This is a genomic window from Rhodococcus sp. BE178 (assembly GCF_050433545.1).
GTDB lineage: Bacteria > Actinomycetota > Actinomycetes > Mycobacteriales > Mycobacteriaceae > Prescottella.
Window position 1 is genome coordinate 190,555 of sequence record NZ_JBNPXA010000007.1, and the last position, 24,456, is coordinate 215,010.

Sequence of the window (24,456 nt, forward strand, 5' to 3'; positions counted from 1 at the left end):
CCTACTGGTAGAGGGTTCCGGTGTTGACGACCGGCTGGGCGCCCTGGTCGCCACAGAGCACCACCAGCAGATTCGAGACCATCGCCGCCTTGCGCTCCTCGTCGAGTTCGACGGTGTGCTCGCGCTCGAGCCGGTCCAGCGCGGAGGCGACCATGCCGACCGCACCCTGCACGATCTGCTCGCGCGCCGCAATGACGGCACCGGCCTGCTGGCGCCGCAGCATCGCCTGCGCGATCTCCGGGGCGTACGCGAGCTGATTGATGCGCGACTCGATCACCTGCACGCCCGCGGACCGAACACGCTCACCCACCTCGTCGGACAGCTTCGAGGTGATCTCGTCCGCGTTCTGCCGCAAAGAGATCGACTCCCCGCCGCCGTCGTAGGGGTAGCTGCCGGCGATGTGCCGCACTGCGGCCTCGGTCTGGACCGCCACGAACTCCTCGAAATCGTCGACGTCGAACATGGCGCGAGCGGTGTCGCGGACCTGCCAGACGATCACGGCGGAGATCTCGATCGGATTGCCGTCCGCGTCGTTGACCTTTGCCTTCCCGGTGTCGTGGTTGCGAATCCTGGTGGAGATGGCCCGGCGTGTGTTCAGCGGGTTGACCCAGCGCAGTCCGTCCTGCCGCAGCGTCCCCGAGTAGGAGCCCTGCAGCAGCTGAAGCACCCGCGCCTGCCCCGGCTCGACGAGCACGAGCCCCACCAGGGCGTCGAGCGCGCCGAAGAGGAACACTCCCCCGGCGACGACGAGCGGAATGTTGATCCCCGACCCGAGCAGGATCCCGGCGGCGATCAGACCAGCGCCGGCGACGATCGCCAGCAGCCCGCCGATCGCGAAGGGCCAGCCGTTCGCGGACCAGCCGGGACGCTCCTCCACCCCCGTGGCCTCGATCGGAACGGATTCGATTGCGGATGTCCCGGCAGTCATGGGTGCCCTCTCGTCAGCGTGGCGCAGTCCGTCGCGCACCATCAAAACAGATATTAAAGTGATATCAGTTTTTAAGCAAACGGTGAATCGGCGGCACCCTGCGTCCTCCTGAACGGGATACGCACCCCTGAAGCTGCAACACGTTCTACTGTGCTGGCATGAGCATTCTCATCGACGACCGCGCCCGCGTACGGACACTGACGCTCGATCGGCCCGACGCACTCAACGCGTTCAGCGAGGCGCTGTACGACGCCACCACCGAGGCGCTGCTGGCCGCCGCCGACGACCCGGAAGTCGCGGTGGTGCTGCTCACCGGCAACGGACGCGCGTTCAGCGCGGGTACCGATCTGCGCGAGATGCAGGCGCTCACAACCGATCCGAACTACCAGCGCGGCAAGCATGGCTTCAATGGCCTGATCGACGCACTCGTGAACTTTCCCAAGCCGCTGATCTGCGCGGTGAACGGACTCGGGCTGGGTGCCGGTGCCACCATCCTCGGGTTCGCGGATCTAACGTTCATGTCCAGCCAGGCGCGGCTCAAGTGCCCGTTCACCGATCTCGGCGTGGCACCGGAGGCCGCGTCGAGCTACCTGATGCCGAAGCTGATCGGCCGGCAGAACGCGGCATGGGTGCTGATGAGTTCGGAGTGGATCGACGCGGACCAAGCCCAGGAGATGGGCCTGGTGTGGCGGGTGTGCGCGCCGGACGAGCTCATGAACGTTGCCCGTGCCCACGCCGAAACCCTGGCAGCCAAGCCGATCTCGAGCCTGATCGCTGTCAAACGGACGATGACCGAGCCGCTGCGCGCCGAGATCGCCGCCGCGCGCGAACGGGAGAACGCGTGCTTCCGCGAGATGCTGGGCGGGCCCGCGAACAGGGAGGCGCTGGCCGCCTTCGCGGAGGGCCGACCGGCCGACTTCAGCACGTTGCCCGCCGGAGCATGAGTGTGTGTCGTGCTCATGATCTAGCGTGAGTCCCATGGAGTCGATCGGGTTGCGGGTGCTGCTGTGGCTGACTTTCACCATCGCGGGGGTCGCGGTCGTGTGGGCGTCGCGGGCCGCGGCCAGCGGCCGTCTGAAGCGAAACCCGTACGCCGGCATTCGGACACCGTCGACGATGGTGAGCGACGAGGCGTGGACCACCGCCCACCGAGCCGGGAGCCGCACGATGCAGATCGGTGGCTACTGCTCGATCCTCACCGGATTCGGCGCCCTCGCCCCGCTGTCGGAGACCTGGCTGACGGTGCTCGGCAGTGTGGGGGCCGGCTGCCTGCTGGGCTTCACCCTCATCGGCGCCTGGATCGGCATCCGCGCCGCACGGGAGGTCCCGCTGGACTCCGAACCCGAACCGGCCTAGCCGTCGGTAGTCTTCACTCCCGCGAGGACATTGAAGGCGCCGGTCAGGAGGTTGAGGGCGACGATGCCGACGACATCGGCGATCTCGCGGTCGCTGTAGCCGTGCCCCGCGAAGGCCCGCGACGTGTTCATCGGTGATCGAGGTCGGTTCCTGGTAGACGCGAAGGCCGAGGTCGATCATCGCCGCGATGGCGGGACCGGCCGAGGTGCCCGAGCGGGCACGGTCGATCTCGTCGGTCTCGACACCGTGGGCGTGCGCGGCGGCGATGCGGGCTTCGAGGCAGGCGGCGCAACCCTGCCGGGCCTGGACCGCGATCGAGATTCGCTCGCCGATCCTGCGGTTCAGTTTCGTTCGCCTCATAGCCCGGCTGAGCTGCAGATAGCCGCCCAGCACGGCGGGCGAGTGCGCCATCGTGGAGACCATCCCGCCGACCTGCCCATGACGGGAGACCAGTTCGGAGAGAAGATCCCGCGATGCACCGACAGCGGTATCCGGGGTGAGAGGTGTGAAACGAGGCATAGCAGTCCTCTGTGGTTTCGTGAGCGGTCGGCTCCCCGCCCGTCCCGGCTTACCGCCGGTGGGGGTGGCCGGGACGGGCGGCGAAGTCGACCTGTGTGTGTGCGGTTGCTCAGTTGGTGGTGAGCTTGTACCCGGCGTTCTCGACGGCCTGCCGGACATCGGCATCGCTGACCGGGCCCTCGCTGGTGAGGGTGATTCCGCCGCTGGCGAGGTCGATGTCGACGCCGATGATTCCGGGAATCCGCTCGACGTGGCCGGCTACCTTTCGTGCGCAGCTTCCGCAGGTCATTCCGGCGACGAGGTAGGTGCGATCGGTGGGCATGGGTTGAGCCTTCCTGTTCGATTCGAGGCTTTGCGGGTCAGGCGTTCACAGGCTCCGGGGCAACCTTGGTCGATCGCATCGCTACCGCGGTGATACCCGCGCCCACCAGCGCAATGACTGCCGCACCGATGAAGACTGCGGAGAACCCGTTCGTCAGCTCCGTCAGGTCACCGAGCTGGTCAGCACCGAACACGGTTGCGATTGCCGTCATCACGGCCAGCCCGACAGCAGAGCCGACCTGGTAACTGACATTGACGATGCCGGACGCCAATCCGCCCTCCTCGGGGCGTGCGGCCGAAATCGCCGTCCCCAGTGAGGGAATGAACGCCAGCGTCATGCCTGCCGCTGCCACCAGCGACGCCGGCAGCACATCGACCCAGAAGTTGCCGGTGGGCCGCACCAACGACATCCACCCCAGCCCGATTCCGAGAACCAGCAACCCTGCCACGATCATCGTCTTGGCTCCGAACCGCTGCATGGCCCTGGGAGCGACAACGATCATGCCGAGCATGACGAGCATTGTCATCGGCAGCAGAGCCGCACCGGCCGGGAAGGCGCTGTAACCGAGCACTTGCTGCAGGTACAGGTTCAGGAAGAACCACATCGGTATCCACGCCGCACCGAGGACCAGCTGAGCGATGTTGGCGGCGGCGAGGTTGGGTGCCTTGAAGATTCCGAGTCGTACCAATGGTTCGCGGCGCTTGGACTGGATCATCACGAAGGCGCCCAACAATGCGGCCGATACCGCGAGCGCAAGCCACGTCTGCCCCGATCCCCAGCCGACGTCGGGTGCCCTGACGATGCCGAAGACTCCGACAGCGAGGCCTGCCGTGACGGCGAGTGCGCCGAGAAGATCGATCGATCCGGTGCGCGCGGCGGCGTTCGGCATCAGGAAGGGCGTGGCGATCAGTGCGATGACGGCGATGGGGATGTTGAGATAGAAGACCCACGGCCAGCTGGCGTATTCGGTGATGACGCCGCCGAGGAACACCCCGGCGGTGCCGCCGGCCGGGGCCGCAGCACCGTAGATGGACAGCGCCTTGGTCATCTCCTTCTGCGTGCTGCCGAACAGCATCATCAACAGGGTGAGGGCCGACGGCGCGATGAGTGCCGCACCGGCGCCCTGGACTGCGCGGCCCGTGAGCTCGACGGCGACGTTGCCGGCGGCACCGGCGACGACGGAACCGGCCAGCAGGATCAGCCAGCCGGCGGTGAACACTCGGCGGGCACCGAACAGATCCGAGAGGCGCCCACCGAGTAGGAGCAGCCCACCGAATGCGATGACGTAGGCGTTGAACACCCACGTCAGGCCCTCCTGGGAGAAGCCCAGATCACTCTGCATCTGGGGAAGAGCGACACCGATGATGGAGGTGTCCATGATGACCATGAACTGCGCGGCGGCTATCAACGCCAACGCCCACCACTTTCGGGTGGATTGTGCTTGCGTGGACATACTGCCCCTTCCTTACCTGTACGGGGTATGGGCGATGAAACGGAAGATCAAGGGCGATCTGGACGATCAAGCCACGGCGAACACTGGCCCGCACGGACGCGAAATGCCCGACAAACAGGCAATACTCGAACATCCTCGATCGGCGCCCACCGCAGGGGCACATCAGATCTCCCGTCGGTGATTGTCTCACCGATCGATACCCTAGGGGGGTATAGTACAAATTGCAATGCGGCCTGCGGCATCGCAGTACGCAACCCCGAGACGCACGACAACCGCAGCCCTTCCGATACGGAAGCTGCCACCGCCCTACCACTTGGAGGACTGATGTTCAGCGAGAGCGGCTACACACTGGAACTGGCAGCGTCGGAGACGACCGTCGGGAGCCGGGTACCCCTGCAGTTCCGGATCGTCGATTCGACCGGAATCCCACTGACCCGGTACACCGACGCCCACGAGAAGCAACTGCATCTGATCGTGGTCGGCCACGACCTGACCGGATTTCAGCACGTGCACCCCGAACTGGATTCGTCCGGAACCTGGCATGTGCCAGTCGATTTCGATCACGCTGGCGACTATCGAATCTTCGCCGACTTCACCCCGGACGGCGGCGACGGAATCACGCTGGGTGCGGACGTGCACGTCGCAGGCACCTACGAGCCGCGGCCATTGCCCCTCGCGACCGCCACTGCGACGGTCGACAGTTACACCGTCTCCCTCGACGGGGCGGCCCACGCAGGCCGAACATCGAAGCTCACGCTCTCGGTCAGCCGCGACAAGCAACCCGTAACGGACCTGCAGCCCTATCTGGGCGCGTACGGCCATCTGGTCGCGTTACACGCCTCCGACCTCACGTATCTCCACGTCCACCCGGACGGCCATCCCGGTGACGGCGTCACGCCGGCTGGGCCCGCAATCAACTTCTACGCCGGCATGCCGAGCGTCGGGGCCTACCGCTTGTTCTTGGACTTCCGACACGAGGGAGTGGTGCGTACCGCCGAGTTCACCGTGACTGCCGACAACGCGACTACACCGGTACCCGAGCAGGCATCCGGTCACCACAGCCACTGACCCGACGACGCCGAATCTGTTCCACAACAACGACGTAGACGAACAACCCCACCGACGAAATGGAAGGCAAGATGTCATCGACAGCCCGACGAGCATGGGCGATAGCCATGCACCCTACTGTTCGCGCAGCAGCACATTGCGCGGCGATGTGCGCATTGATCGCCCTGCAGGACAACGGAAGCCGAAGGGCATCCGCGCACCGAACCGGAACCGGGAACTGCTGTGACGCCACCGGTTGACAGTGGCGCGCCACGCCCTAGTCGTCGGCCGCCTCGAACCGCGCCCGGCGCCGCCGCTTGTTCCGGACGCCGACGACGGCAGCGGCGCCGCCGATCGCCGCCCCGACAATCACGCCCGCCCACGTCGACGACGCGCTGTCGCTGTTCGACACCAGCAGGCGGGCGACAATTCCGGCCGCGCCGATCACGTAGACCGCGACGGCGACTGCCATCCGCGGGCGAGCCATGGTTGCCGTCTCGCGCAGATCGACCTGCCGCCTGCGCGCGAATTCCATTGTGCAGGCCGAGATCGCGATGGAGACCACGAGCAGACCGAGCGCCACCCATGCGCCGACGGCACCGGCCACCCACGGCAGCACTGCCGCGGCGAGCAGCGCCGCCCACAGGAACAGCTGGAACCCGACGGCCGCGGCCTCGTTCCACACGTCACGCTGTCGCTCGTCACTGTAGAACTCGTCGTCCAGGTCTCCCACGACCCGCATGGCGTTCACGAAGACACTCATCGTCACCCCTCCTCGTCCAACGGGAACAGCGTCTCGACACTCGCGTCCAACGCCCGCGCCAGACGCAGCGCGAGATAGACGCTCGGCGCGTAGTCGCCGCCCTCCACCGACACGATGCTCTGACGGCTCACACCGCCCGCACGTGCCAGTTCGGCCTGCGTTATCCCGGCCTGTTTGCGATGCTCGCGCACCCGGTTGCCGCGTGGTGTACCGGTCACAGGAAGAGTAAAAGATGCTTGACACCCAGATGTCAAGCATCCTTGTCACCCCTCGGTCGGCGTGCCCTCGTCGCGCAGTACCTTCGCCGACTCGGCGAACCGCCGGACCTGGGCGTCCTGCCACACGTGGGCCGGGGTGCCGCCGCCGAGGACGCGACTGGCGAGTGTCGGGGACGTTCCGATCGGGACATCGCTGCCGGCGATGACGATGTTGCCGTCACGCTTGCCCTTGAGCATGGCGGGGTCCGCGATGATCGCGGTGTGCTCGAACACCGCGCCGATCGTCGCCGCCTCGGCGCGCGCGCCGCGCAGATCCGGGGTATCGCCGCAGTTCACCACGTAGATGCCGCCCGGGGACAGCACGCGGCGTGCCTGCCTGGTGAACTCGAGCGTGGTGAGCGGCCGAGGCGTGCTGCGCCCGGCGAACACGTCCCGGATGATCAGGTCCCGGCTGTCGTCGGTGAGCGTCTCGGTGACCGCGCGCGCCTCCCCCACCCGAACCCGCAGTAGCGGCGCCCGCGGCAGGTCGAACCACTCGCGGACCAGCACGGCGAGGCGGCCGTCCAACTCGACGACCACCTGACGCGCCTCCGGGTACACGGATGCGAAGCTGCGGGCCAGAGTGCAGGCGCCGCCGCCGAGGTGGAGCACCCGCAGCTTGGTCTGCGAATCCCATTGGGAACGAGACAGTTCGGATATCCACCGCATGTAGTCGAAAGCGAGGGTCTGCGGATCGGCGAGGTCGATGTGCGAACTCGGTTCACCGTTGATCTTCACGATCCAGCTCTGCGGATCGAACGGATCCTCCTCGAGTTCGCACATCCCGGTGTCGATCTCGTAGGCCCCTGCGACGGGTCCTCCCTCGTCACCGCGAGGAGTGCGCCCCTCGGTTCTGCGGCCGCCCCGCTGCCTGCCCATCGACGCCATCCCTGCTGCTCACGTGTGCCGCCACGAACGCGAACACTCGACGACCAGGGTAGCCGGTGCCGGCCGGCCGATCACACCGCGGCGCCGGGCCGGGTCGCCTCGACCACCCCGCCGATCCACGGCAGGACCGCGCCGCGCACCGCCACCGGCTTCGGCAGCAGACCGTTGGCATACAGCAGGTCCGCGGCGCGCTGCTGCTCGTCGAGGAACTCCTCGGTGACCGGACCGATCCCGAGGGGCCGGCCGCGCAGTGCCTCCTCCCAACGGTTCAGATCTGCAGTGCCCCCGCGCCTTTCGGCGTCCTCGACGAAGAACCGTGCCGCTTCACGCGGATTCGCGACGATCCACGCGTCGGATTCCTGCAGCGCGGCGATGACCGCCTCGAGCTCGGCGCGGTGGTTCTCGGCGAAGTCGCGGCGCACGAACCACAGTGACGGATGACTGAACAGCCCGTCGGTGTCGACGAGGGTGTGCAGCCGGGCGGCAGCCTCCACGTCGGCCAGGCCCGGATAGGCGCCCACCCAGGCGTCGAGGTCACCGCGCAGCAGTGCCCCGCCGCCCTCGTTCACATCGACATCCACCGGCACGACATCCGACCACGTCAGGCCCTCGCGGTCGAGGGCGAGCAGCGCGAGCGTGGTCTGCCACGACCCGTGCGCGATCCCGATCCGCTTGCCGCGCAGGTCCGCGGCGGTGCGGATACCGGAGTCGGCGAGGGTCACCAGCCGGCCGTTCTCCACCCGCGGGCCGGAGATGCCGACGTAGACCAGGTCGCGGCCCTGACCGAGGGCGGTGATCGGCGGGGTGAACCCGGTCCCGATGACGTCGTAGCCGCCGTCCTCGAACAGCCAGTCCGAGTGCAGCGTCGGCAACCCGTGCCGGGGATCGACCCGTCGCGTCGAAGGCAGGTCGCGCAGGTCGACCCACTCGACGTCGGGGAGACGGAGTTCGAGCAGGCCGTTGTGGCGCAACGCGAACAGGGAGTTGTTGTTCGGGAATTACCCGACACGGATGGTCACGGAAGTCCTCCTGAAATCGGTTCGGGCTCAGACGAGTCCGCGGCGGCGGGCCTCGTCGAGCAGGCCGCTGCGGCCCCACTGGGCGACGAGGTTGGTCTTGTCGAAGTCGACGGTGCCGCCGACGAGTTCACCGAGCGCCTGGTACTGGGCGCCCTCCTCGAGCAGGACGACGAACTTGGCGAGCTCGAGCAGCCCGTCGCGGCCGATGACGTTGACACCGCCGTTCGCCTCGAAGGTCGCGACGAGGTCCGGGTCGTCGACCAGGCGATCGAGGATGAAGTTGCCCGGTGACTGGCTGCGGTCGATGTGCGGCGGGATGTCCCGGGACAGCGTCAGGCGCTGCGAGGCGGCGTACTTGATCCGCAACGTGCGGTGGGTCTGCGCCCAGCCACCGAGCCACGGCGTGTGCACGTGCACGATGGACGTGATCTCGGGGTGCCGGCGGAAGACCTCGGCGTAGCCGGTGACGAAGCCGGCAGATCCCGTGCCGGAGAGCACCTCGCGAGCAGTCGCAGCGGCAGCGACAGCCACGCCGGCCTGCTGCGCGTCCTCCGGTAGCGGGGCCCCTCGAGCGCCAGGGACTCCGTCACCCTGGTGTCGGCGGCAGGTTGCGCGGTGACCGTCATCGCCGTGCCGCCTGCTTGTCGGCCACCGCGCCCTGCAGGTCGAACGTGAGGTCGGAGGCCGCGATCTGCCGCTGGATGACGCCGTTGTCGTAGAACAGGTCGGCCACGGACTGCAGATCCGCCTCGTCGGCGGCGGTCGGGTAGCGGAAGTCGGTGACCTTGCCGCCGAGCGCGATCGCGTCGTCGAGCCGCTGCCCGGTCAGCGCCCGCGGACCGGCCTGTTCGAAGACGTTCTCGAACGCGGCCGGATTCTCCCGCTGCCGGCGAGTGAGGTCCTGGGTGACCTCGAGGAACTTCTGCACCGCCTCGGGATGTTCCTGCAGCACCGCGGTGCGGCCGGCGATGATCGTGTTATCGACCGAGTCGATGCTGCCCTCGGTGGCGATCTCCTTGGCGCCCTTCACTTTCGCCTCCTGGTAAGGAGCAAGGAAGGAGGCCCACGCATCCACCTGCCCGGTGGAGAACGCGGACGCCGCATCGGTCTGCTGCAGCGGTACCCGCCAGCCCTGCCAGGGGAACGAGCGCGAGCGCGAGAGCAGCTCGGGGCAGACGGCGCATACGGAACATCGAGGACTCCTGGGTTGCAATGGGACGGAAAATCCGTGCGCCGCACTCGGATCGGGGGCGCAACGAGATGGGGTGACAGAGAACAACGTTAGGACCGGACGGTCGCAATGCCACGGGTTGCCGTTTGGCTGAATACAACGCTTGACACACCGGGTGATTCGTGCCGATCGAACGTCCGAAAGGTTCACAAGGCAGGTGGTCGGGTTTAGACTCGGCTGCGAGTGGTAACCCGATCCCCGACGACTGCAGCCCCACTGCGACTGCGAATCCGACGATGGGCGTTCGATGGAACAGACAGGGAACACCTCGCACAACGGTCACAGATCCGGCAACGGCCGAATGTCGTTCGCCGACGGAGCCGTGCGGACCGTCTCCGGGATCGCGGAGGCGACCACCGCCTCGATCGGCGCGGTCGGCGGCGCGGCTGTCGGGACCGTCGTCGGGGGCGTCCGGGGCGCGGTCGGCGGAATGGCCGACGGGATGCGCAGAGGCGTCGAAACTGGGAGCCACTCCACACCGGCCGCCGTACTGACCATGGCCGCCGCGGGCGCGGTGGGGCTCGTCGAATGGCCGGTGGTCCTGACCGTCGGGGGCGCCGCGCTCGTGTTGAGGCAACTCCACGAGCGCGGCGCGCACCCGGAGGCTGCGATGGCCGCCGCCCCCGCGAGCGCGCCCGCCAAGCCCACCCGAGCGGGTCCCGACCGCACCGCGAACACCAAGAAGGCAACTGCGAAGAAGACGACGAAGAAGAGCACGACCTCCCGGCCACGGGGGCGTACCACTCGGTGAGGATCGCGGGGGTCGGGGCACTACTGGGGCAGGCACGCGCACTGCCCCGCCGGAGCCTGGACACGGCACTGACGACGGCGGTCGTCGGCACCGCCGCGACCGCGGGTGTGCTGACCGCGCTGCTCGCGCCTCGACAGGCCGACTCCCCCGGCACCGATCGTCCACCGCCGCCGGCCTGGGACGATGCCGTGCTCCGCGCCCGTGTGGCCGCGCTCGCCGCCCACTCCGTCGGGTTCGGATTCGCGACGGCGGGACGGATCCTGACGTTGCCGCGGCTACCCCTCGCGCTGGCCGCGCCGGTGACGGTCCTCGACTACCAACCGCGGCTGCGCCGGCTCCTGGAGGCCGGGCTCGGTCGCGTCGGCACCGACCTGGTCCTGTCGACCGCGACGGCCGCCGGCTTCGCGGCCGCGCAGGCGCCGGCCCCTCTCGCGGTCGAGGCGCTGCTGCGGGCGTCGGTGGTGGGCGAGGTGGTCGCCAACCGGCGCGCGTGGCAGCGCAGTCCCCTCCCCCGGAGCACGCCCGCCGACACCGCTCCCCCCAGCGGCGCGGTCGATCGCCATCTCGAGCGGGCCGCGTGGGTGCAGCTCGCGGGCTCGGTGGCCGTCGGTGCCGCCACCGGCAGTCTCCGCACGGCAGGGACGACGGCTCTGGTGACGGCCCCGAAGGCGGCCCGCACCGCACGTGAGTCATTCGCGAGCGCGCTCGGTCGCGGACTGGTCACCGATCACCGCGTGCTGTGCCGCGGCCCTGACGTGCTGCGTCGGATCGACTGCGTGACCGCGCTGGTCGTCGACCCGCGTGCGCTGTTGACCACCGATCTGCGGGTGAGCCGGATCCGGGGCGTTGCCGAGGACCGTCGGGCGCGCGTCTGGGACGTGGCCCGCACCGCCGTCGACGACGGAGTGCTCGGGCAGGGGTGGCATCGACTCGCGGAACTGTCGGAGGTGTCGGACCTCGCCGACGACCCCGACGCCGCGGTGCTGGTCGCGCCCGTTCGCGATCCCCTGGCCGGTGGCCTGCTCGAACAGATTCGGCGGTCCGCCATGACCGTCCACTCGATCGACGACGATGCCCTCGGAACCCTGCGCTCGGCGTTCGACGAGCTCCGGAAGCCCACCGGCGCAGTCGATTCCGACCTCCTGGAGATGGCACTGAACCTGCGGGACGGTGGCGCGTCGGTGGCGGTTCTCGCCGCGGACTGTCCGCGGGCACTCGCGACCGCGGACGTCGGGATCGGGCTCGTGCGCAGCGGCGCCCCGCCGCCCACCGACTGCGATCTCCTCATCCCCGACCTGGCGGCCGCATGGCGGGTGGTGCGCGCCGTCCCGGCGGCCCGGACCGCCAGTCGCCGCGGTATCGAGATTGCCACCGGCGCTTCACTTCTCGGATCGCTCCTGATGCTACCCGGGACGCACGGCCGCGGCCCGGGGCCCGTCAGCGCCGGGGCCGGCGCCGCACTGTGGACCGGCCACCGGCTGGCTCGACAGGTTCTGCGCGCCGCTACACCCCTGCCGGATCCACAGCACGACTGGCATTCGATGCCTGTCGACCGCGTCCGCGCCATGCTCGGCACGCCCGGACCGCGGTCGGAGACGGCCGGGGCGGGCCGCCTGATGGCGACGGCGACCTGGATGCGGCGCCCCGTGGAGGCCACCTGGGATTTCGGGCGCTCGCTGCGGACCGAGCTGTCCGACCCGCTGACGCCGATCCTCGCCACGGGCTCGGCCGCGAGTGCCGTGCTCGGCTCCCCCGTCGACGCGATCCTCGTCGGATCCGTCCTCGTCGGCAACGCCGCACTGTCCGCCGTCCAGCGCCTGCACGCGGAGCGGCTGCTGCGGCGGCTCCTCGCGGTGCAGGACACCCCGGCTCGCGTGGTCGGCGGCGGACAGGGCGGACACGAGGCCGTGGCCGCCGGACTGCTTCGCGCGGGCGAGGTGATCGAGGTACGGCCGGGTGAGGTGGTGCCTGCCGACGGCCGCCTGATCGAGGCGGACGGCGTCGAGGTGGACGAGTCCTCCCTGACCGGGGAATCCCTGCCGGTCGACAAGCAGACCGATGCGACGCCGGGTGTCCCCCTCGCCGAACGCAGTTGCATGCTCTACTCGGGCACCACCGTCCTGACCGGCACGGCGACCGCCGTGGTGACCGCCGTCGGCGCCGCCACCGAGACGGGCCGCGCATCCGCGCTGTCGCCGACACCGGTCGGCCGGACAGGGCTGCAGGCCCAGCTGGGCGAGTTGACCCGGCGGGTTCTGCCGGTCAGCGTCGGCGGTGGTGCGCTGGTCACCCTCACCTCGATGCTGCGCGGCGGTGGACTCCAGGCCGCGATCACGAGCGGCGTCGCCGTGGCGGTGGCGGCCGTGCCCGAGGGCCTGCCCCTCGTCGCGACCCTCGCCCAGCAAGCGGCTGCGCGCCGGCTCACGCATTCGTCGGCGCTGGTGCGCGCGCCCCGTTCGGTCGAGGCACTCGGCCGGGTCGACGTCGTGTGCTTCGACAAGACGGGCACGCTCAGCGAGGACCGCCTGCAGGTCACCGCGGTCCGGCCCCTCGGCTCGCACGACCACGACGACGTCGTCGACGCCGCAGCCCGCACATCGATCACCGCGGACGGGAAGGCGGCCGCGCACGCCACCGACCGCGCCGTGGTGGAGGCCAGGGCGAGGTCGGGCAGCGTCCACACCGCCGACGTGCTGCTTCCGTTCCGGTCCGGCCGCCCGTACGCCGCCGCGATCACCGGCACCGACCTGGTGGTCAAGGGCGCACCCGAGGTGATGCTGGCCGCCTGCACCGGCACCTCACCCGCACCGCTCGAGACGATCGTCGACGAGGTGCAGACGATGGCCGAGCAGGGCCTGCGCGTGATCGCGGTGGCCCGCCGCACCCTCACTGCGGACCAGGCGGCGCGGGCCGCGGACGATCCCGACGCGATCGAATCCCTGTGCCGCCGGGGGCTGGAGCCGCTCGGCCTGCTGGGGCTGTCCGACACCGCCCGACCCGAGGCCGCCGGGCTGCTCCCCGCCCTCGAGGAGCGGGACGTCTCGGTGCGGCTGATCACCGGCGATCATCCCGTCACCGCCGCCGCGATCGCCCGGGACCTGGGCCTCGAACTCGACGCGGGCGACGTGCTGACCGGCACCGAATGGGAGGCGCTGTCGCACCGGCGGCAGGAGACCGCGGTGCGCGAGCGCCAGGTGTTCGCGCGGATGTCGCCGGAGCAGAAGGTACAGATCGTGCAGACCCTCGAACGCACCGGGCACGTCTGCGCGATGGTCGGGGACGGCGCCAACGACGCCGCCGCGATCCGGGCCGCGAGCATCGGGATCGGCGTCGCGTCGCACGGCAGCCACCCGGCCCGCAGCGCGGCCGACATCCTGCTGCTCGACGGCCACGTCGACGCGATCCTGGACGCGATCGACGAGGGCCGGCAGCTGTGGCAGCGGGTGCAGTCGGCGGTGTCGGTGCTGCTCGGCGGCAACGCCGGCGAGGTTGCGTTCGCACTGATCGGGAGCGCGATCAGCGGGCGTGCCCCCCTCAACGCGAGACAACTGCTGCTGGTCAATCTGCTCACCGACGCGCTACCGGCGGCGGCGCTCGCGGTGAGCCCACCCAACCCGGACCGCGCCTACGACGGCCGCGGGCCGGACACGGCCGCACTATGGCGGACGGTCGCCGTGCGGGGCGCGGCGACCGCCGCCGGTGCGGGCGTCGCGTGGGGTCTGGCCTCGGTCACCGGGCGCCCGCGCAGGGCGTCGACGGTGGGACTCGTCGCGCTCGTCGGGGCCCAGCTGGGGCAGACGCTGATCGATTCCCGCAGCCCGCTGGTCGTGGCGACGGCCGTGGGCTCGCTGGCGGTGCTCGGCGCGGTGGTCACCACGCCCGGGGTCAGCCAGTTCCTCGGTTGCACCCCAATCGGCCCCGTCGGATGGACTCAGGCCCTCGGGTCCGCCGCCGGTGCCACCGCGGCCGCCGCGGTGGCACCCCGGGTACTCACGTGGTGGCAGGCCCGCAGCACCGCGCCGGATCAGTCGACGATCAGCACTCCGGCGCGCAGCAGCACGGCGTACGTGTGGCGCAGCGGCGGGGTCAGAACTGCGGCGACGGCACCGGTCAACGGATCGGTCCGCGAGGGAGCGAGAGCCGATGCGAACGCAGACAGTGCAGGTAACGAAACGATCACGGCTCCCACGATGGCGGCCGTAGGTGTCCGGCAGGTGAACGACGAGGATGGGCAGGGCGAACGATGACCGAAACAACCATGGACCTGCAGCACCGACTCGATTCGCACCAGGCCGCGCTCGAACAGATCGACCAGGGCTCGCGCTTCGCGATCCGGCTCCCGCTCGTCGGGGACATCGGGGTGCCCCGGCCCGAACAGCTGGCGTATTTCGCCGCCCTCGGGCTGCTCGCGGCGTTCGAGCTGATCGACTGGCCCGTGGCTCTCGCGATCGCCGCCGGGCACGCGCTGGCCGCCGATCAGCACCACCGCGCGCTGCAGGAGGTCGGCGAGGCGCTCGAGAGCGCCTGATCAGGAGCGCAGGTGGGCGAGCACCGCGAGCACCCGCCGGTGTCCGGTATCCGACGCTGACAGTCCGAGCTTCGCGAAGATGTTGCCGATGTGCTTGCTCACCGCGGTGTCGCTGACCACGAGTTTGCGGGCGATGTCCGCGTTGCCGAGCCCCTCGGCCATCAGTCCCAACACCTCCGATTCGCGCGGGGTGAGGGTGCGGATGGGATCGTCGGCGCGGCGCCGGCTCATGAGCTGCGAGATCACCTCGGGATCCATCACCGTCCCGCCGTCGACCACCCGGCGCAGCGCGTCGACGAACTCCTCGACCTTGCCGACCCGCTCCTTGAGCAGGTAGCCGACGCCGGACGCGCCACCGGACAGCAGCTCCCCCGCGTACCGGTCCTCGACGTACGCCGAGAGCACCAGGACCGGGAATCCGGGCCGACGCCGCCGCGCCTCGATCGCCGCCTTCAGGCCCTCGTTGGTGAACGTCGGCGGCATGCGCACGTCCAGCACGGCACCGTCCGGCGGATCCGCCTCGAACGCCGCGAGGAACTTCTCGGCGTCGTCGACCGCAGCCGTCACCTCGATCCCGACGCTGCGCAGCAGGAGCGCGAGCCCCTCCCGGAGCAGGGCGTCGTCCTCGGCGATCAGAATCCGCACGGCAGTGTCACCTCGAGTCTCGTCGGCCCGCCGAGCGGGCTCTGCACGGTCATAGTTCCCTCGAACGCTGCCACGCGGCGCCGGATCCCGGCCAATCCGCTGCCCGCGGTCTCCACCGCACCGCCGTGCCCGTCGTCGAGGACGTCGATCACCATGGTCGCCCCCGCCGCGGCGTCGCGGGTGCCGATCGTGAGCCGCACGCGCTCGGCACCGCTGTGCTTGACGACGTTGGTGAGGGCCTCGGCGACGACGAAGTACGCGGCCGCCTCCACCGCGGCGGGCGCCCGGCGCAGGCCGTCGACGTCGAGCACGCACGGCACCGTGCAGCGTCCCGCCAGCGCCGACACGGCACCGCCCAGCCCCAGCTCGTCGAGGATCGGCGGATAGATGTCGTGGACCAGCGTCCGCAGCTCCGACAGCGCGTCCGACGCGGCGTCCTGCGCCCGAAGCAGCTGCGGCAGAGCCTGATCCGGGTCCACCCGCAGCGAGCGTTCGGCGAGACCGAGCATCATCACCACCGCGACCAACCGATTCTGGGCACCGTCGTGCAGGTCCCGTTCGATCCGCCGCAACTCCGCGGCGTGCGCGTCGAGGGCGGCGGCACGGCTCGCGGTCAGGGCCGAGACCCGTTCGGACAGTTCGGTTTCCCGCCGCGGCGCGAGCAGCCGGGACGCGAGCCCGCTGATGCCCCGGGCCATCGCGGGGATCATCCACCACCCCAGCAGCACGTAGCCGACGGCGACGAGCGGCATCGGCGCCGCACCCCACCACGACGTGACCGGATAGATGCTGCTCACCGGCTCGTCGGGCGGCAGCGCCCACCAGTAGAACGGGATCGCCAGCGAATTCAGCGCCGCCACCGGCAGTCCTATCGCCAGCAGACCCGCCGTGAGCGCCGCGATCGAGTGCACGGCGACCCACGCAAAGTCGCGTCGCGTGGACTGTGCGGTCAGCAGCCGCCGTAGATCGTCGAAGCCCGGATGGTCCGTGATCTGTGGATACCGCTCGCCCACCACGGTCCCCGTGTACCGCCCGGCCCGCACCCGCGCCCCGCCCGCCCACCACCGCAGCGCACGCACGTACGCGGGCACCGCGAGCCAGCCGACGATCAGGATCAGCATCGCCCCGATCATCAGCCCGACCACGAGGAAGCAGAGCGAGACGACGGCGGCGCCGGCCTCGACCACGAGGAAGCGGACGGCGCGCCACCGCTCGTTCAGGCGTTCGGTCCACTGCACTGCTCCAGCATGCCGCACGACCGGGCCGCTGTCGGTATAGCCCGCTACACCATCGATCGGGTACCGCACGGGATGGTTCGCTCACGCCACCGTCCATAGCGTTTCGGGCATGTCCTCCTTCACCGCAACGCCCCCGCTCATCGAGAGCCCGCCTCGGGCCGCCGTCCGACTCGACGCCGTCACCAAGTCGTACGGCTCCGGCCGGGCCGAGGTCACCGCGCTCGACAACGTCAGCCTCACACTCGCGCCCGGCAGCTTCACCGCCGTCATGGGGCCGTCCGGCTCGGGCAAGAGCACATTCCTGCACTGCGCCGCCGGGCTGGATCAGCCGACTCGGGGTTCGGTATGGCTGGGCGACACCGAGCTCAGCTCACTCAAGCCCAAGGCCCGCACGGTGTTCCGGCGCGACCACATCGGTTTCGTGTTCCAGGCCTACAACCTCATGTCGGCGCTGACGGTGGAGCAGAACGTGACGCTGCCGCTGCTGCTGGCCGGCCGCGTCGCCGACCGGGCGCACCTCGACTACGTCCTGAACGCGGTCGGGCTCGACGGCAAGCGCGACCGTCGCCCGGCCGAGATGTCGGGCGGCCAACAGCAGCGCGTCGCGATCGCCCGCGCGCTCATCACGCAGCCCCACGCAGTGTTCGCGGACGAGCCCACCGGAGCACTCGACAGCCGCACCGGCCGCCAGGTGCTCGACCTGTTGCGCCGCACCACCACCGAACTGGGGCAGACCATCGTCATGGTGACCCACGATCCGGTCGCTGCCGCGCACGCCGACCGGGTGTTGTTCCTCGCCGACGGACGCCTCGTCGGCCGGATGGAGTCCCCCACCGCCGCCGCGGTCGCCGACCACATGACGCACCTCGGGGAGTGGTGACGATGCACAGGTCGAGATTGCGGGCCCTCGCCCGCGCCAACATCCGCGCACAACGCGGCGGCTTCGCGGCGATGTTCGTCGCGGTGTTCTGCGCGGCACTGCTCACGTGCGCGCTCGGGGTGCTGTTCGAGTCCGGGATCCGCGGCGGCGTCACCCCGCACCGGTACGCCGGGGCCGACGTCGTCGTCGGTGCGCCCCAGGCACTCGAGGTGAAGGAGGACATCGACCAGCCGTTCGCCGAGCGTGCACTGTTGCCGGCCGCGGCCGTCGACGAGTTGGCCGCGCTCCCGGGCGTGCGTACCGCGGTGGGCGATGTGAGCGTGCCACTGACCACCGACGACGGCACGCTGCTCGACGGTCACGGCTGGGGATCGGCCGTCCTCGCGCCGTATTCCCTCACCGCCGGACGCGCCCCCGCGTCCGCGACGGAGGCGGTCGTCACCGGTGGCGCGGCCCCGGGCGATCGGATCACGTTGCGGCACGGCGGCATCGGTGACACCTACACCGTCGTGGGCGTGGCGGCCGCGCCGACGTCCGAACCGACCGAACGCCCGGCGGCGGTGTTCCTCTCCGACGCCCGGGCGCAGGAACTGTGGCCGCACGCCGATCGCGTCGCAACGGTGGGGCTGCTCGCCGAGCAGGGGTTCGACGCATCGTCACTGGCCGCCCGCGCCCGCGGCGCGCTCGCCGACGGCGATGTGCGCACCTACACCGGCGACGCCCGCGGCGACGTCGAGTACCTGGACGCGGGCGCGGCCCGCAGCGAACTGATCATGCTGTGCGGGTCGTTCGCCGGCCTGGCGATCCTGATCGCGATGTTCGTGGTCGCGAGCACGCTGTCGCTGTCGATCCAGCAGCGCCGCCGCGAGTTCGCGTTGCTGCGCGCGATGGGCGCGACCCCCGGCCAGATCCACCGCCTGGTCGGCAGCGAGGTACTGCTGGTGGCCGGGCTCGCCGCGGTGCTCGGCGTGTGGCCGGGGTTCGCCGTCGCCGGCATGCTGCGGGCGCAGTTCACCGAGGCCGGGGTGCTCCCGTCGGACTTCGCGCTGGCGTACGGACCGCTGCCGGCCGTGGTGGGCGTGCTACTGGCCGTCGGCACCGCGCGGATCGCGGCCGCGATCGCCGCCCGCCGTCCGGCCCGGCTCGATCCCACCGAGGCGCTGCGCGAGTCCGCGGTCGAACCCGCCACCATCGGGCGCGGCCGGCTCGTGACCGGACTCGTGTTCGCCGCCGGCGGTCTGGCGACGTCGCTGCTGCCCGCCGTCCTGCCGGGTCAGGCCGCTCTCGCCGGCGCGGGGAGTTCGGCTGTGCTGCTGGTGATCTCGGCGGCACTCCTCGGCCCCGCCCTGGTATCGACCGCGATCGCCCGCTTCGGCGGACCGATGCGACGCAGTTCGTCACCGGCCCTCGTCCTCGCGGCCGCCAACACCGGAGCGCGGGCGCGGCGGCTGGCCGCGGCGATCACCCCGCTGGCCCTGGCCATCGCGATCGGGTCGGTGCAGCTGTTCACCCAGAGCACCATCTCCGCGGCGGCCGACGACCAGTCCCGCAGCGGCATCACCGCCGACCTCGTCGTGAGCGGTGCCGCGGGGCTGGCGCCGGAACTGGTCGACGCCATCGCCGCCGAACCGGCTGTGCGCGCGGCAAATCCGATCACCCGCAGTCAGGCACTGTTCACCAGCGCCGACAGCGAGGCCCCCACCACCGAGCCCCACGCGGTGCAGGGCATCGATCCCGCCACCACGTCGTCGACGCTCGATCTCGATGTGCGCGAAGGTGATCTGGGACAGCTGCGGGACGGCACCGTCGCGCTCAGTCTCGACGCCGCCTTCGACATGGCCGCCGGCGTGGGCGAGGTGGTGCCGCTGCGACTCGGCGACGGGACGCTGATCACCCCGACCGTCGTGGCGACGTACGGCCGCGGTCTCGGATTCGGTGATGTCACGCTGCCGGCCGCGCAGGTTCGGGAGCACACCACCGCGGGCACCGCCGACGTCGTCCTGGTCACCGCGGAGCCCGGTCGGGTCGACGAACTTCGTCAGGCGCTGCAGATGACGCCCCGGATCGCCGTCGCGGACCGCGCCGAGTTCGCCGCCGCCGGTCAGGACCAGCGGCGCACCCAGTCGTGGGTGAGCATCGTGGCCCTGGCGGTCCTGCTCGGCTACCTCGCGGTCGCCGTCGTCAACACGCTCGTGCTGGCGACCGCCGAACGCGGCCGGGAGTTCGCGCTGCTGCGCCTGGTCGGCGCGAGCAAGCGGCAGGTGCACCGGATGATGCGGACGGAGTCGGTGATCGTGGTGTCGGTCGCCGCGGTGGTCGGCACGCTCATCGCGATCCCCCCGCTCGCCGGCATCGCGGCGGCCGTATCGGGTACGCCGATCCCGAGTGTCTCCCCCGTCGTCTACGGCGGCATCATCGCGGTCACCGTCCTGCTGGGGCTGTGCGCGATCGCGCTTCCGACGCGGACCGCGCTGCGCCAGGACCCGGTCGAGGCCATCGGCACCCGCGAGTAGCGACGTGGTGCGGCCGGGGCTGGTGCCGCTTGAAAAACCGTTCGCGCGGTCCCCGGCCGCACTGTTAGCTTCGAACCACCCCACCCCCGCAAGCAGAGGCCTGCCGACGTGACCGCCCCGAACGTGACCACCACCCGACGATTCGGGCCGTTGATTCTGCTCAACATCGCAACGCTGCTGTCGGCGACCGGCAACGGCATCGTCATCGTCGCGCTGCCGTGGCTGGTGCTCGAGCAGACCGGCCGGGCCACCGACGCCGCGATCGTGGCGGGCGCGGCAACCGTTCCGCTGCTGCTGGCGAGCCTGTTCTCGGGCACCGTCGTCGACCGGTTCGGCCGCCGCCCCACGTCGCTGGTGTCGGACGCACTCTCCGCACTGTCGGTGGCCGCGATCCCGGTCGTCGCGGGCACCATCGGTCTGTCGGTGCCGGTGCTCGCGCTGCTGGCCGCGCTCGGTGCGACGTTCGACCCGGCCGGGATCTCGGCGCGCGAATCGATGCTGCCGGCCGCGACGAGGGCGGCGGGATGGAAACTCGACCGCGTCAACAGCCTGTACGAGGCCAACTACAACGTCGCCTACCTCGTCGGTCCCGGCATCGGCGGTGTCCTGATCGCGCTGGTCGGCCCGGAGAGCACCCTGTGGGTCACCGCGGTCTGCTTCGTCCTGTCGATCGTGACGATCGCGTTCCTGCGCCTCGAGCACGCCGGCCGCCCCGACCACGCCACCCGGCCTGCGTCGATGTGGACGGGCACGCTCGAGGGGCTGCGGTTCGTGTGGAACGACCGCCTGCTGCGCACGCTCGCACTGGTCGACATGGTGATCGTGGCGCTGTATCTGCCGATCGAGTCGGTGTTGTTCCCCAAGTACTTCACCGATCAGGGCCAGCCCGCCCAATTGGGTTGGGTGTTGATGGCGATGAGCATCGGCGGACTGGTCGGCGCTCTCGCCTACGGGGCGCTCGCGCCGTACCTGAAACGCCGGAACCTGATGCTGATCGCGGTCAGCGGCCTCGGATTGTCGATGCTCGGCATGGCGTTCCTGCCACCGCTGTGGGTGCTGCTGGGCCTGTCCGTCGTGATCGGCCTGGTGTACGGGCCGGTGGGTCCGATCGCCAACTGGGCCATGCAGACCCGCAGTCCCGAGCACATGCGTGGCCGCGTCGTCGGAGTGATGACCTCCACCGCGTACGCCGCCGGGCCGCTCGGCTTCCTGTTGGCCGGCCCGCTGATCGATCAGGTCGGCGTCCAGACCACGTTCTTCGTCCTGGCGGTACCGGTGCTCGCGGTGGCGCTCGTGTGCTTCACGCTGCCGGTCCTGCGTGAGTTGGACGCCGACCGGCAGCCTCCGACGGTGGAGCTAGGATCGCGCCCATGACCTCCTTCGACGCCGCCGTCGTCGCCGCCGTGACCGGCCACATGAACGGCGACCACGCCGCCGACAACCTGATGATCGTCCGCGCGTTCGCGGAACCCGCCGCCACCGGTGCCCGCATGACCGGGCTGGACACCGAGGCCGGCGAATGGTCCGCCGACGTCGACGGCACCGAGCGCACCGTGCGGGTGCCCTGGGTCGGCACGGTCACCGACCGCGCCTCGATCCGCACCGAGGTGGTCGCGCTGTACCAGGCTGCGTGCGAGAAGCTGGGCGTCGAACCGGATTCTCACTGATCGATAGCACGGTAATTCGTCACGGTGATTTCTGCGTTCGTAATCTGCAGTCGCTCAAAGGAGAGCGTCGGAAACTGGCATCTTCCTGCCAGATCGCCAGACGCCGGCCGATGCGGAAGTAGAACGGGGTCAGTTGCAATTCCCACCGAGGAGCTGGCGTGGATTTCACCCCGAACGACGTTCATCGAGATATAGCCGAGCTGACGAACGAGGTGCTGGAGAAGACCAGCCCTCTGAGCCGAGTCGACCTGGATCCGCAGCTCGGCTACGACCCGCGGGTGTGGGCCTCGCTCGCCAACGTCGGTCTGCTGTCGTTGGCACTTCCGGTAGACCTCGGTGGTGACGGATTGGGTGCCGCCGAGGTGGCTGCCGTCTTACATGAAGTCTCAGCCCACGGTGCTCGTGTTCCCGCCTTCGCAGCTCTCGCGCTCGGAGTACTGCCCCTCGCCACCCACGGCACCGTTGCGCAGCGGGCCGAATTGTTGCCGGCCCTGGCCACCGGCGACAGCCTGATCACCGGAGCCCCGAGCGAACTGAGCGATCCCCTGACCGACACACCCCGGACCACGGCGATCCGCACCACCCGCGGTTGGGAACTCGATGGGCTGAAGATCGCGGTACCATTCGCCGCACAAGCCACACGAGTGCTGATACCGGCCACAACCCCCGACGGCACTGCAGTGTTCCTCGTCGACCCGGCAGCCCATGGCGTCGAGCTCGTACCGACTCCCACTGCATCCGGACAACCCGACTACACGATTCGATTGTCCGGTGTGCAGGTCGATGATTCGGCGGTACTGGGCAACGACTTCAGCGGAGCCTCCGTGGCCTCGCTGCGTACCTTCGCTCTTGTAGGCGCGGTCGCGATCGGAGACGGTGCACTGACCGGCGCGCTCACATTGACCACCAGGCACGTCCGGACACGCCATCAGTTCGGCAAGCCACTCGCCAGCTTCCAAGCTGTATCGCAGCAGATCGCCGATGTGTACATTGCCGCGCGCACCATGCATCTGGCGGCCTCGGCCGGCGCATGGCGCGTCACCGCCGGTTTGAGTTCCGATCAGAGCCTCGCACTCGCTTGTCACTGGTTGACCTCCGAGGCGCTGAGCGCCCTTCGGACTTGTCACCACCTGCATGGAGGGATGGGGGCAGACATCACCTACCCCCTGCATAGGCACTACTCCACGCTCAAGGATCTGAGCCGATTCTTGGGCGGGTCGGAACATACGCGCCACGTCCTCGGGTTGGACACGGATAGCGAGCGAGAGCCCGCGGAGAAGGCCACAGCCCAGGGAACGTTCATCGAACTCACACCACCTCAGCGCGCGTTGCAGGACGAGTTGCGCCGCTACTTCCAGCAGTTGATGACTCCCGATGAGCGGGCAACGACACTTGTCGACCGGCACGGCCCCGTCTACCGAGACGTGGTCCGTCGGATGGGTCGCGACGGCTGGCTCGGAGTCGGCTGGCCAAAGGAATTCGGCGGTCGCGGCTTCGGTTCGATCGAGCAACACATCTTCGTCAACGAGGCTCACCGCGCCGACGTTCAACTACCGTCTGTCACATTGCAGACCGTCGGGCCGACGCTGCAGGCGTTCGGGACCGACGAGCAGAAGGCGTTCTTCCTGCCCAAGATCTTGTCCGGCGATCTCCACTTTGCAATCGGATACTCCGAACCCGACTACGGGACCGATCTCGCGTCACTTCGCACCACCGCGGTTCGAGTGGGCGACCACTACGTCGTCAACGGCCAGAAGACGTTCACCACGGGAGGCCATGCGGCTGACTACATCTGGCTCGCGGTTCGAACCGATCCCGACGCGCCCAAGCACAAAGGCATCTCGATACTCATCGTCGACACACGCGATCCGGGCTTCACCTGGACACCGATCATCACTGCCGATGGTGCACACCACGTCGATGTGACGTATTACTCCGACGTTCGTGTTCCAGCGCAAATGATTGTCGGCGAGGAGAATCAGGGGTGGCAATTGATCGTCACACAGCTCAACTACGAACGGGTGATGCTCGGTCCCGCGGGAAGGATCGGTGGACTGTTCGACCAGGTCCACGCTTGGGCCGCCCAACACGACCGGCTCGACATTCCGGACGTGCGTTCGGCATTGATCGAGACTCGGGCCACCGAGCGGATCAATGAGCTACTGAACTGGCAGGTCGCCGCCGCGGAGGCGAACGCACCGATCGGTGCGGCCGATGCTTCGGCGACGAAAGTGTTCGGGTCCGAGCGAATTCAGCGACTCTACGAGCAGCTCGAGCAGATCGTTGCCCTGCATGGGGATCTCGCCGATCCGGCGACAGCAGAGTTGGCAACCTGGCTTGACGTCCAGGCGAAGCGCAATCTGGTTCTGACCTTCGGCGGCGGGGTGAACGAGGTCCAGCGCGAGTTGATCGCGGTGAATGGGCTAGGCCTGCCACGGGTGCCGCGCTGAG

The 24,456-nt window shown here is 69.7% G+C and carries 22 protein-coding genes and 4 pseudogenes; 12 read left to right on the forward strand and 14 right to left on the reverse strand.

From position 1 onward, the window contains the following. Position 1 precedes the first annotated feature (1 nt). Positions 2 to 928: an SPFH domain-containing protein gene (locus tag J2X34_RS15000; protein ID WP_114724321.1), complete on the reverse strand. Its 927-nt coding sequence runs from the start codon at positions 926 to 928 to the stop codon at positions 2 to 4. A 158-nt stretch (positions 929 to 1,086) separates the two neighbouring features. Between J2X34_RS15000 and J2X34_RS15005 the strand changes: the two genes are divergently transcribed. Continuing rightward, on the forward strand, positions 1,087 to 1,872 hold the full coding sequence (locus J2X34_RS15005) for an enoyl-CoA hydratase/isomerase family protein (protein WP_114724306.1): 786 nt from the start codon (positions 1,087 to 1,089) through the stop codon (positions 1,870 to 1,872). Positions 1,873 to 1,906: 34 nt separating this feature from the next. After that, on the forward strand, positions 1,907 to 2,284 hold the full coding sequence (locus J2X34_RS15010) for an SdpI family protein (protein WP_114724305.1): 378 nt from the start codon (positions 1,907 to 1,909) through the stop codon (positions 2,282 to 2,284). On the opposite strand, the gene J2X34_RS15015 is transcribed toward J2X34_RS15010, so the two are convergent. From J2X34_RS15015 to J2X34_RS15030, 4 genes and pseudogenes are all read right to left on the reverse strand, one after another. Next, a complete protein-coding gene (locus tag J2X34_RS15015; RefSeq protein WP_258558174.1) occupies positions 2,281 to 2,415 on the reverse strand; it encodes a hypothetical protein in 135 nt (44 codons plus the stop codon). The two genes, J2X34_RS15010 and J2X34_RS15015, sit on opposite strands and share 4 nt — an antisense overlap. Before the next feature lie 139 nt (positions 2,416 to 2,554). Next, a pseudogene (locus tag J2X34_RS15020) lies at positions 2,555 to 2,968 on the reverse strand (hypothetical protein); the annotation flags it as partial. Further along, positions 2,913 to 3,125 carry a heavy-metal-associated domain-containing protein gene (locus J2X34_RS15025; RefSeq protein ID WP_114724304.1) on the reverse strand — a complete coding sequence of 71 codons (213 nt, stop codon included), beginning with the start codon at positions 3,123 to 3,125 and terminating at the stop codon, positions 2,913 to 2,915. The gene J2X34_RS15025 and the pseudogene J2X34_RS15020, both read right to left, overlap by 56 nt. A 37-nt stretch (positions 3,126 to 3,162) precedes the next feature. After that, complete coding sequence (locus J2X34_RS15030) at positions 3,163 to 4,578, reverse strand: MFS transporter (RefSeq protein ID WP_429518104.1); 1,416 nt, start codon at positions 4,576 to 4,578, stop codon at positions 3,163 to 3,165. A gap of 324 nt (positions 4,579 to 4,902) precedes the next feature. Here J2X34_RS15030 and J2X34_RS15035 point away from each other — a divergent pair, with 324 nt between their 5' ends. Further along, positions 4,903 to 5,646, forward strand: coding sequence for a hypothetical protein (locus tag J2X34_RS15035; protein WP_174909288.1), 744 nt, complete (start codon positions 4,903 to 4,905; stop codon positions 5,644 to 5,646). Between the two features lie 256 nt (positions 5,647 to 5,902). On the opposite strand, the gene J2X34_RS15040 is transcribed toward J2X34_RS15035, so the two are convergent. From J2X34_RS15040 to J2X34_RS15065, 6 genes and pseudogenes are all read right to left on the reverse strand, one after another. Next, on the reverse strand, positions 5,903 to 6,388 hold the full coding sequence (locus J2X34_RS15040) for a DUF2029 domain-containing protein (protein WP_429518106.1): 486 nt from the start codon (positions 6,386 to 6,388) through the stop codon (positions 5,903 to 5,905). A 2-nt stretch (positions 6,389 to 6,390) separates the two neighbouring features. Continuing rightward, entirely contained in the window at positions 6,391 to 6,606 is a 216-nt protein-coding gene (locus J2X34_RS15045) for a helix-turn-helix transcriptional regulator (RefSeq protein ID WP_174909285.1), read from the reverse strand. A gap of 45 nt (positions 6,607 to 6,651) precedes the next feature. Further along, positions 6,652 to 7,524 (reverse strand): spermidine synthase, encoded by an 873-nt coding sequence (locus J2X34_RS15050; protein WP_181818955.1) that lies wholly within the window; start codon positions 7,522 to 7,524, stop codon positions 6,652 to 6,654. Positions 7,525 to 7,604: 80 nt separating this feature from the next. Further along, positions 7,605 to 8,513: an ABC transporter substrate-binding protein gene (locus J2X34_RS15055; RefSeq protein ID WP_258558173.1), complete on the reverse strand. Its 909-nt coding sequence runs from the start codon at positions 8,511 to 8,513 to the stop codon at positions 7,605 to 7,607. A 66-nt stretch (positions 8,514 to 8,579) separates the two neighbouring features. Further along, positions 8,580 to 9,053: pseudogene (locus tag J2X34_RS15060) on the reverse strand (class II aldolase/adducin family protein); the annotation flags it as partial. A gap of 121 nt (positions 9,054 to 9,174) precedes the next feature. Continuing rightward, positions 9,175 to 9,582 (reverse strand): hypothetical protein, encoded by a 408-nt coding sequence (locus tag J2X34_RS15065; RefSeq protein ID WP_429518109.1) that lies wholly within the window; start codon positions 9,580 to 9,582, stop codon positions 9,175 to 9,177. 448 nt (positions 9,583 to 10,030) lie between these two features. Here J2X34_RS15065 and J2X34_RS15070 point away from each other — a divergent pair, with 448 nt between their 5' ends. Both J2X34_RS15070 and J2X34_RS15075 read left to right on the forward strand, forming a co-directional pair. Further along, positions 10,031 to 10,534 (forward strand): hypothetical protein, encoded by a 504-nt coding sequence (locus J2X34_RS15070; RefSeq protein WP_429518111.1) that lies wholly within the window; start codon positions 10,031 to 10,033, stop codon positions 10,532 to 10,534. A 1,634-nt stretch (positions 10,535 to 12,168) separates the two neighbouring features. Then, positions 12,169 to 14,445 (forward strand): annotated as a pseudogene (locus J2X34_RS15075) (cation-translocating P-type ATPase); the annotation flags it as partial. A 113-nt stretch (positions 14,446 to 14,558) separates the two neighbouring features. Here the strand turns inward: J2X34_RS15075 and J2X34_RS15080 are convergent. Next, positions 14,559 to 14,822: an Rv1535 domain-containing protein gene (locus J2X34_RS15080; protein ID WP_429518113.1), complete on the reverse strand. Its 264-nt coding sequence runs from the start codon at positions 14,820 to 14,822 to the stop codon at positions 14,559 to 14,561. On the opposite strand from J2X34_RS15080, the gene J2X34_RS15085 reads away from it, so the two are divergent. Beyond that, positions 14,778 to 15,062 carry a hypothetical protein gene (locus tag J2X34_RS15085; RefSeq protein WP_114724295.1) on the forward strand — a complete coding sequence of 95 codons (285 nt, stop codon included), beginning with the start codon at positions 14,778 to 14,780 and terminating at the stop codon, positions 15,060 to 15,062. The two genes, J2X34_RS15080 and J2X34_RS15085, sit on opposite strands and share 45 nt — an antisense overlap. Here J2X34_RS15085 and J2X34_RS15090 read toward each other — a convergent pair whose 3' ends face one another. Both J2X34_RS15090 and J2X34_RS15095 read right to left on the reverse strand, forming a co-directional pair. Further along, a complete protein-coding gene (locus tag J2X34_RS15090) occupies positions 15,063 to 15,707 on the reverse strand; it encodes a response regulator (RefSeq protein ID WP_114724294.1) in 645 nt (214 codons plus the stop codon). Then, positions 15,695 to 16,945, reverse strand: coding sequence for a sensor histidine kinase (locus tag J2X34_RS15095; RefSeq protein WP_429518116.1), 1,251 nt, complete (start codon positions 16,943 to 16,945; stop codon positions 15,695 to 15,697). Before J2X34_RS15095 ends, J2X34_RS15090 begins: the two co-directional genes overlap by 13 nt. A gap of 109 nt (positions 16,946 to 17,054) precedes the next feature. Here J2X34_RS15095 and J2X34_RS15100 point away from each other — a divergent pair, with 109 nt between their 5' ends. The 6 genes and pseudogenes from J2X34_RS15100 (at position 17,055) to J2X34_RS15125 (ending at position 24,455) form a co-directional block, all read left to right on the forward strand. Beyond that, positions 17,055 to 17,825, forward strand: coding sequence for an ABC transporter ATP-binding protein (locus J2X34_RS15100; RefSeq protein ID WP_114724292.1), 771 nt, complete (start codon positions 17,055 to 17,057; stop codon positions 17,823 to 17,825). Between the two features lie 2 nt (positions 17,826 to 17,827). Beyond that, positions 17,828 to 20,338 carry an FtsX-like permease family protein gene (locus J2X34_RS15105; protein ID WP_429518118.1) on the forward strand — a complete coding sequence of 837 codons (2,511 nt, stop codon included), beginning with the start codon at positions 17,828 to 17,830 and terminating at the stop codon, positions 20,336 to 20,338. Positions 20,339 to 20,446: 108 nt separating this feature from the next. Then, the gene (locus J2X34_RS15110; RefSeq protein WP_429518120.1) at positions 20,447 to 21,712 is read left to right on the forward strand and encodes an MFS transporter; all 1,266 of its coding nucleotides are present in this window, start codon (positions 20,447 to 20,449) and stop codon (positions 21,710 to 21,712) included. Further along, positions 21,709 to 22,005, forward strand: coding sequence for a DUF2470 domain-containing protein (locus J2X34_RS15115; protein WP_114724290.1), 297 nt, complete (start codon positions 21,709 to 21,711; stop codon positions 22,003 to 22,005). The genes J2X34_RS15110 and J2X34_RS15115 overlap by 4 nt, the downstream gene beginning before the upstream one ends. Positions 22,006 to 22,163: 158 nt before the next feature. Then, a pseudogene (locus tag J2X34_RS15120) lies at positions 22,164 to 23,225 on the forward strand (acyl-CoA dehydrogenase family protein); the annotation flags it as partial. 24 nt (positions 23,226 to 23,249) lie between these two features. Continuing rightward, the gene (locus J2X34_RS15125; RefSeq protein ID WP_429518180.1) at positions 23,250 to 24,455 is read left to right on the forward strand and encodes an acyl-CoA dehydrogenase family protein; all 1,206 of its coding nucleotides are present in this window, start codon (positions 23,250 to 23,252) and stop codon (positions 24,453 to 24,455) included. The last annotated feature ends 1 nt before the right edge of the window (position 24,456 follow it).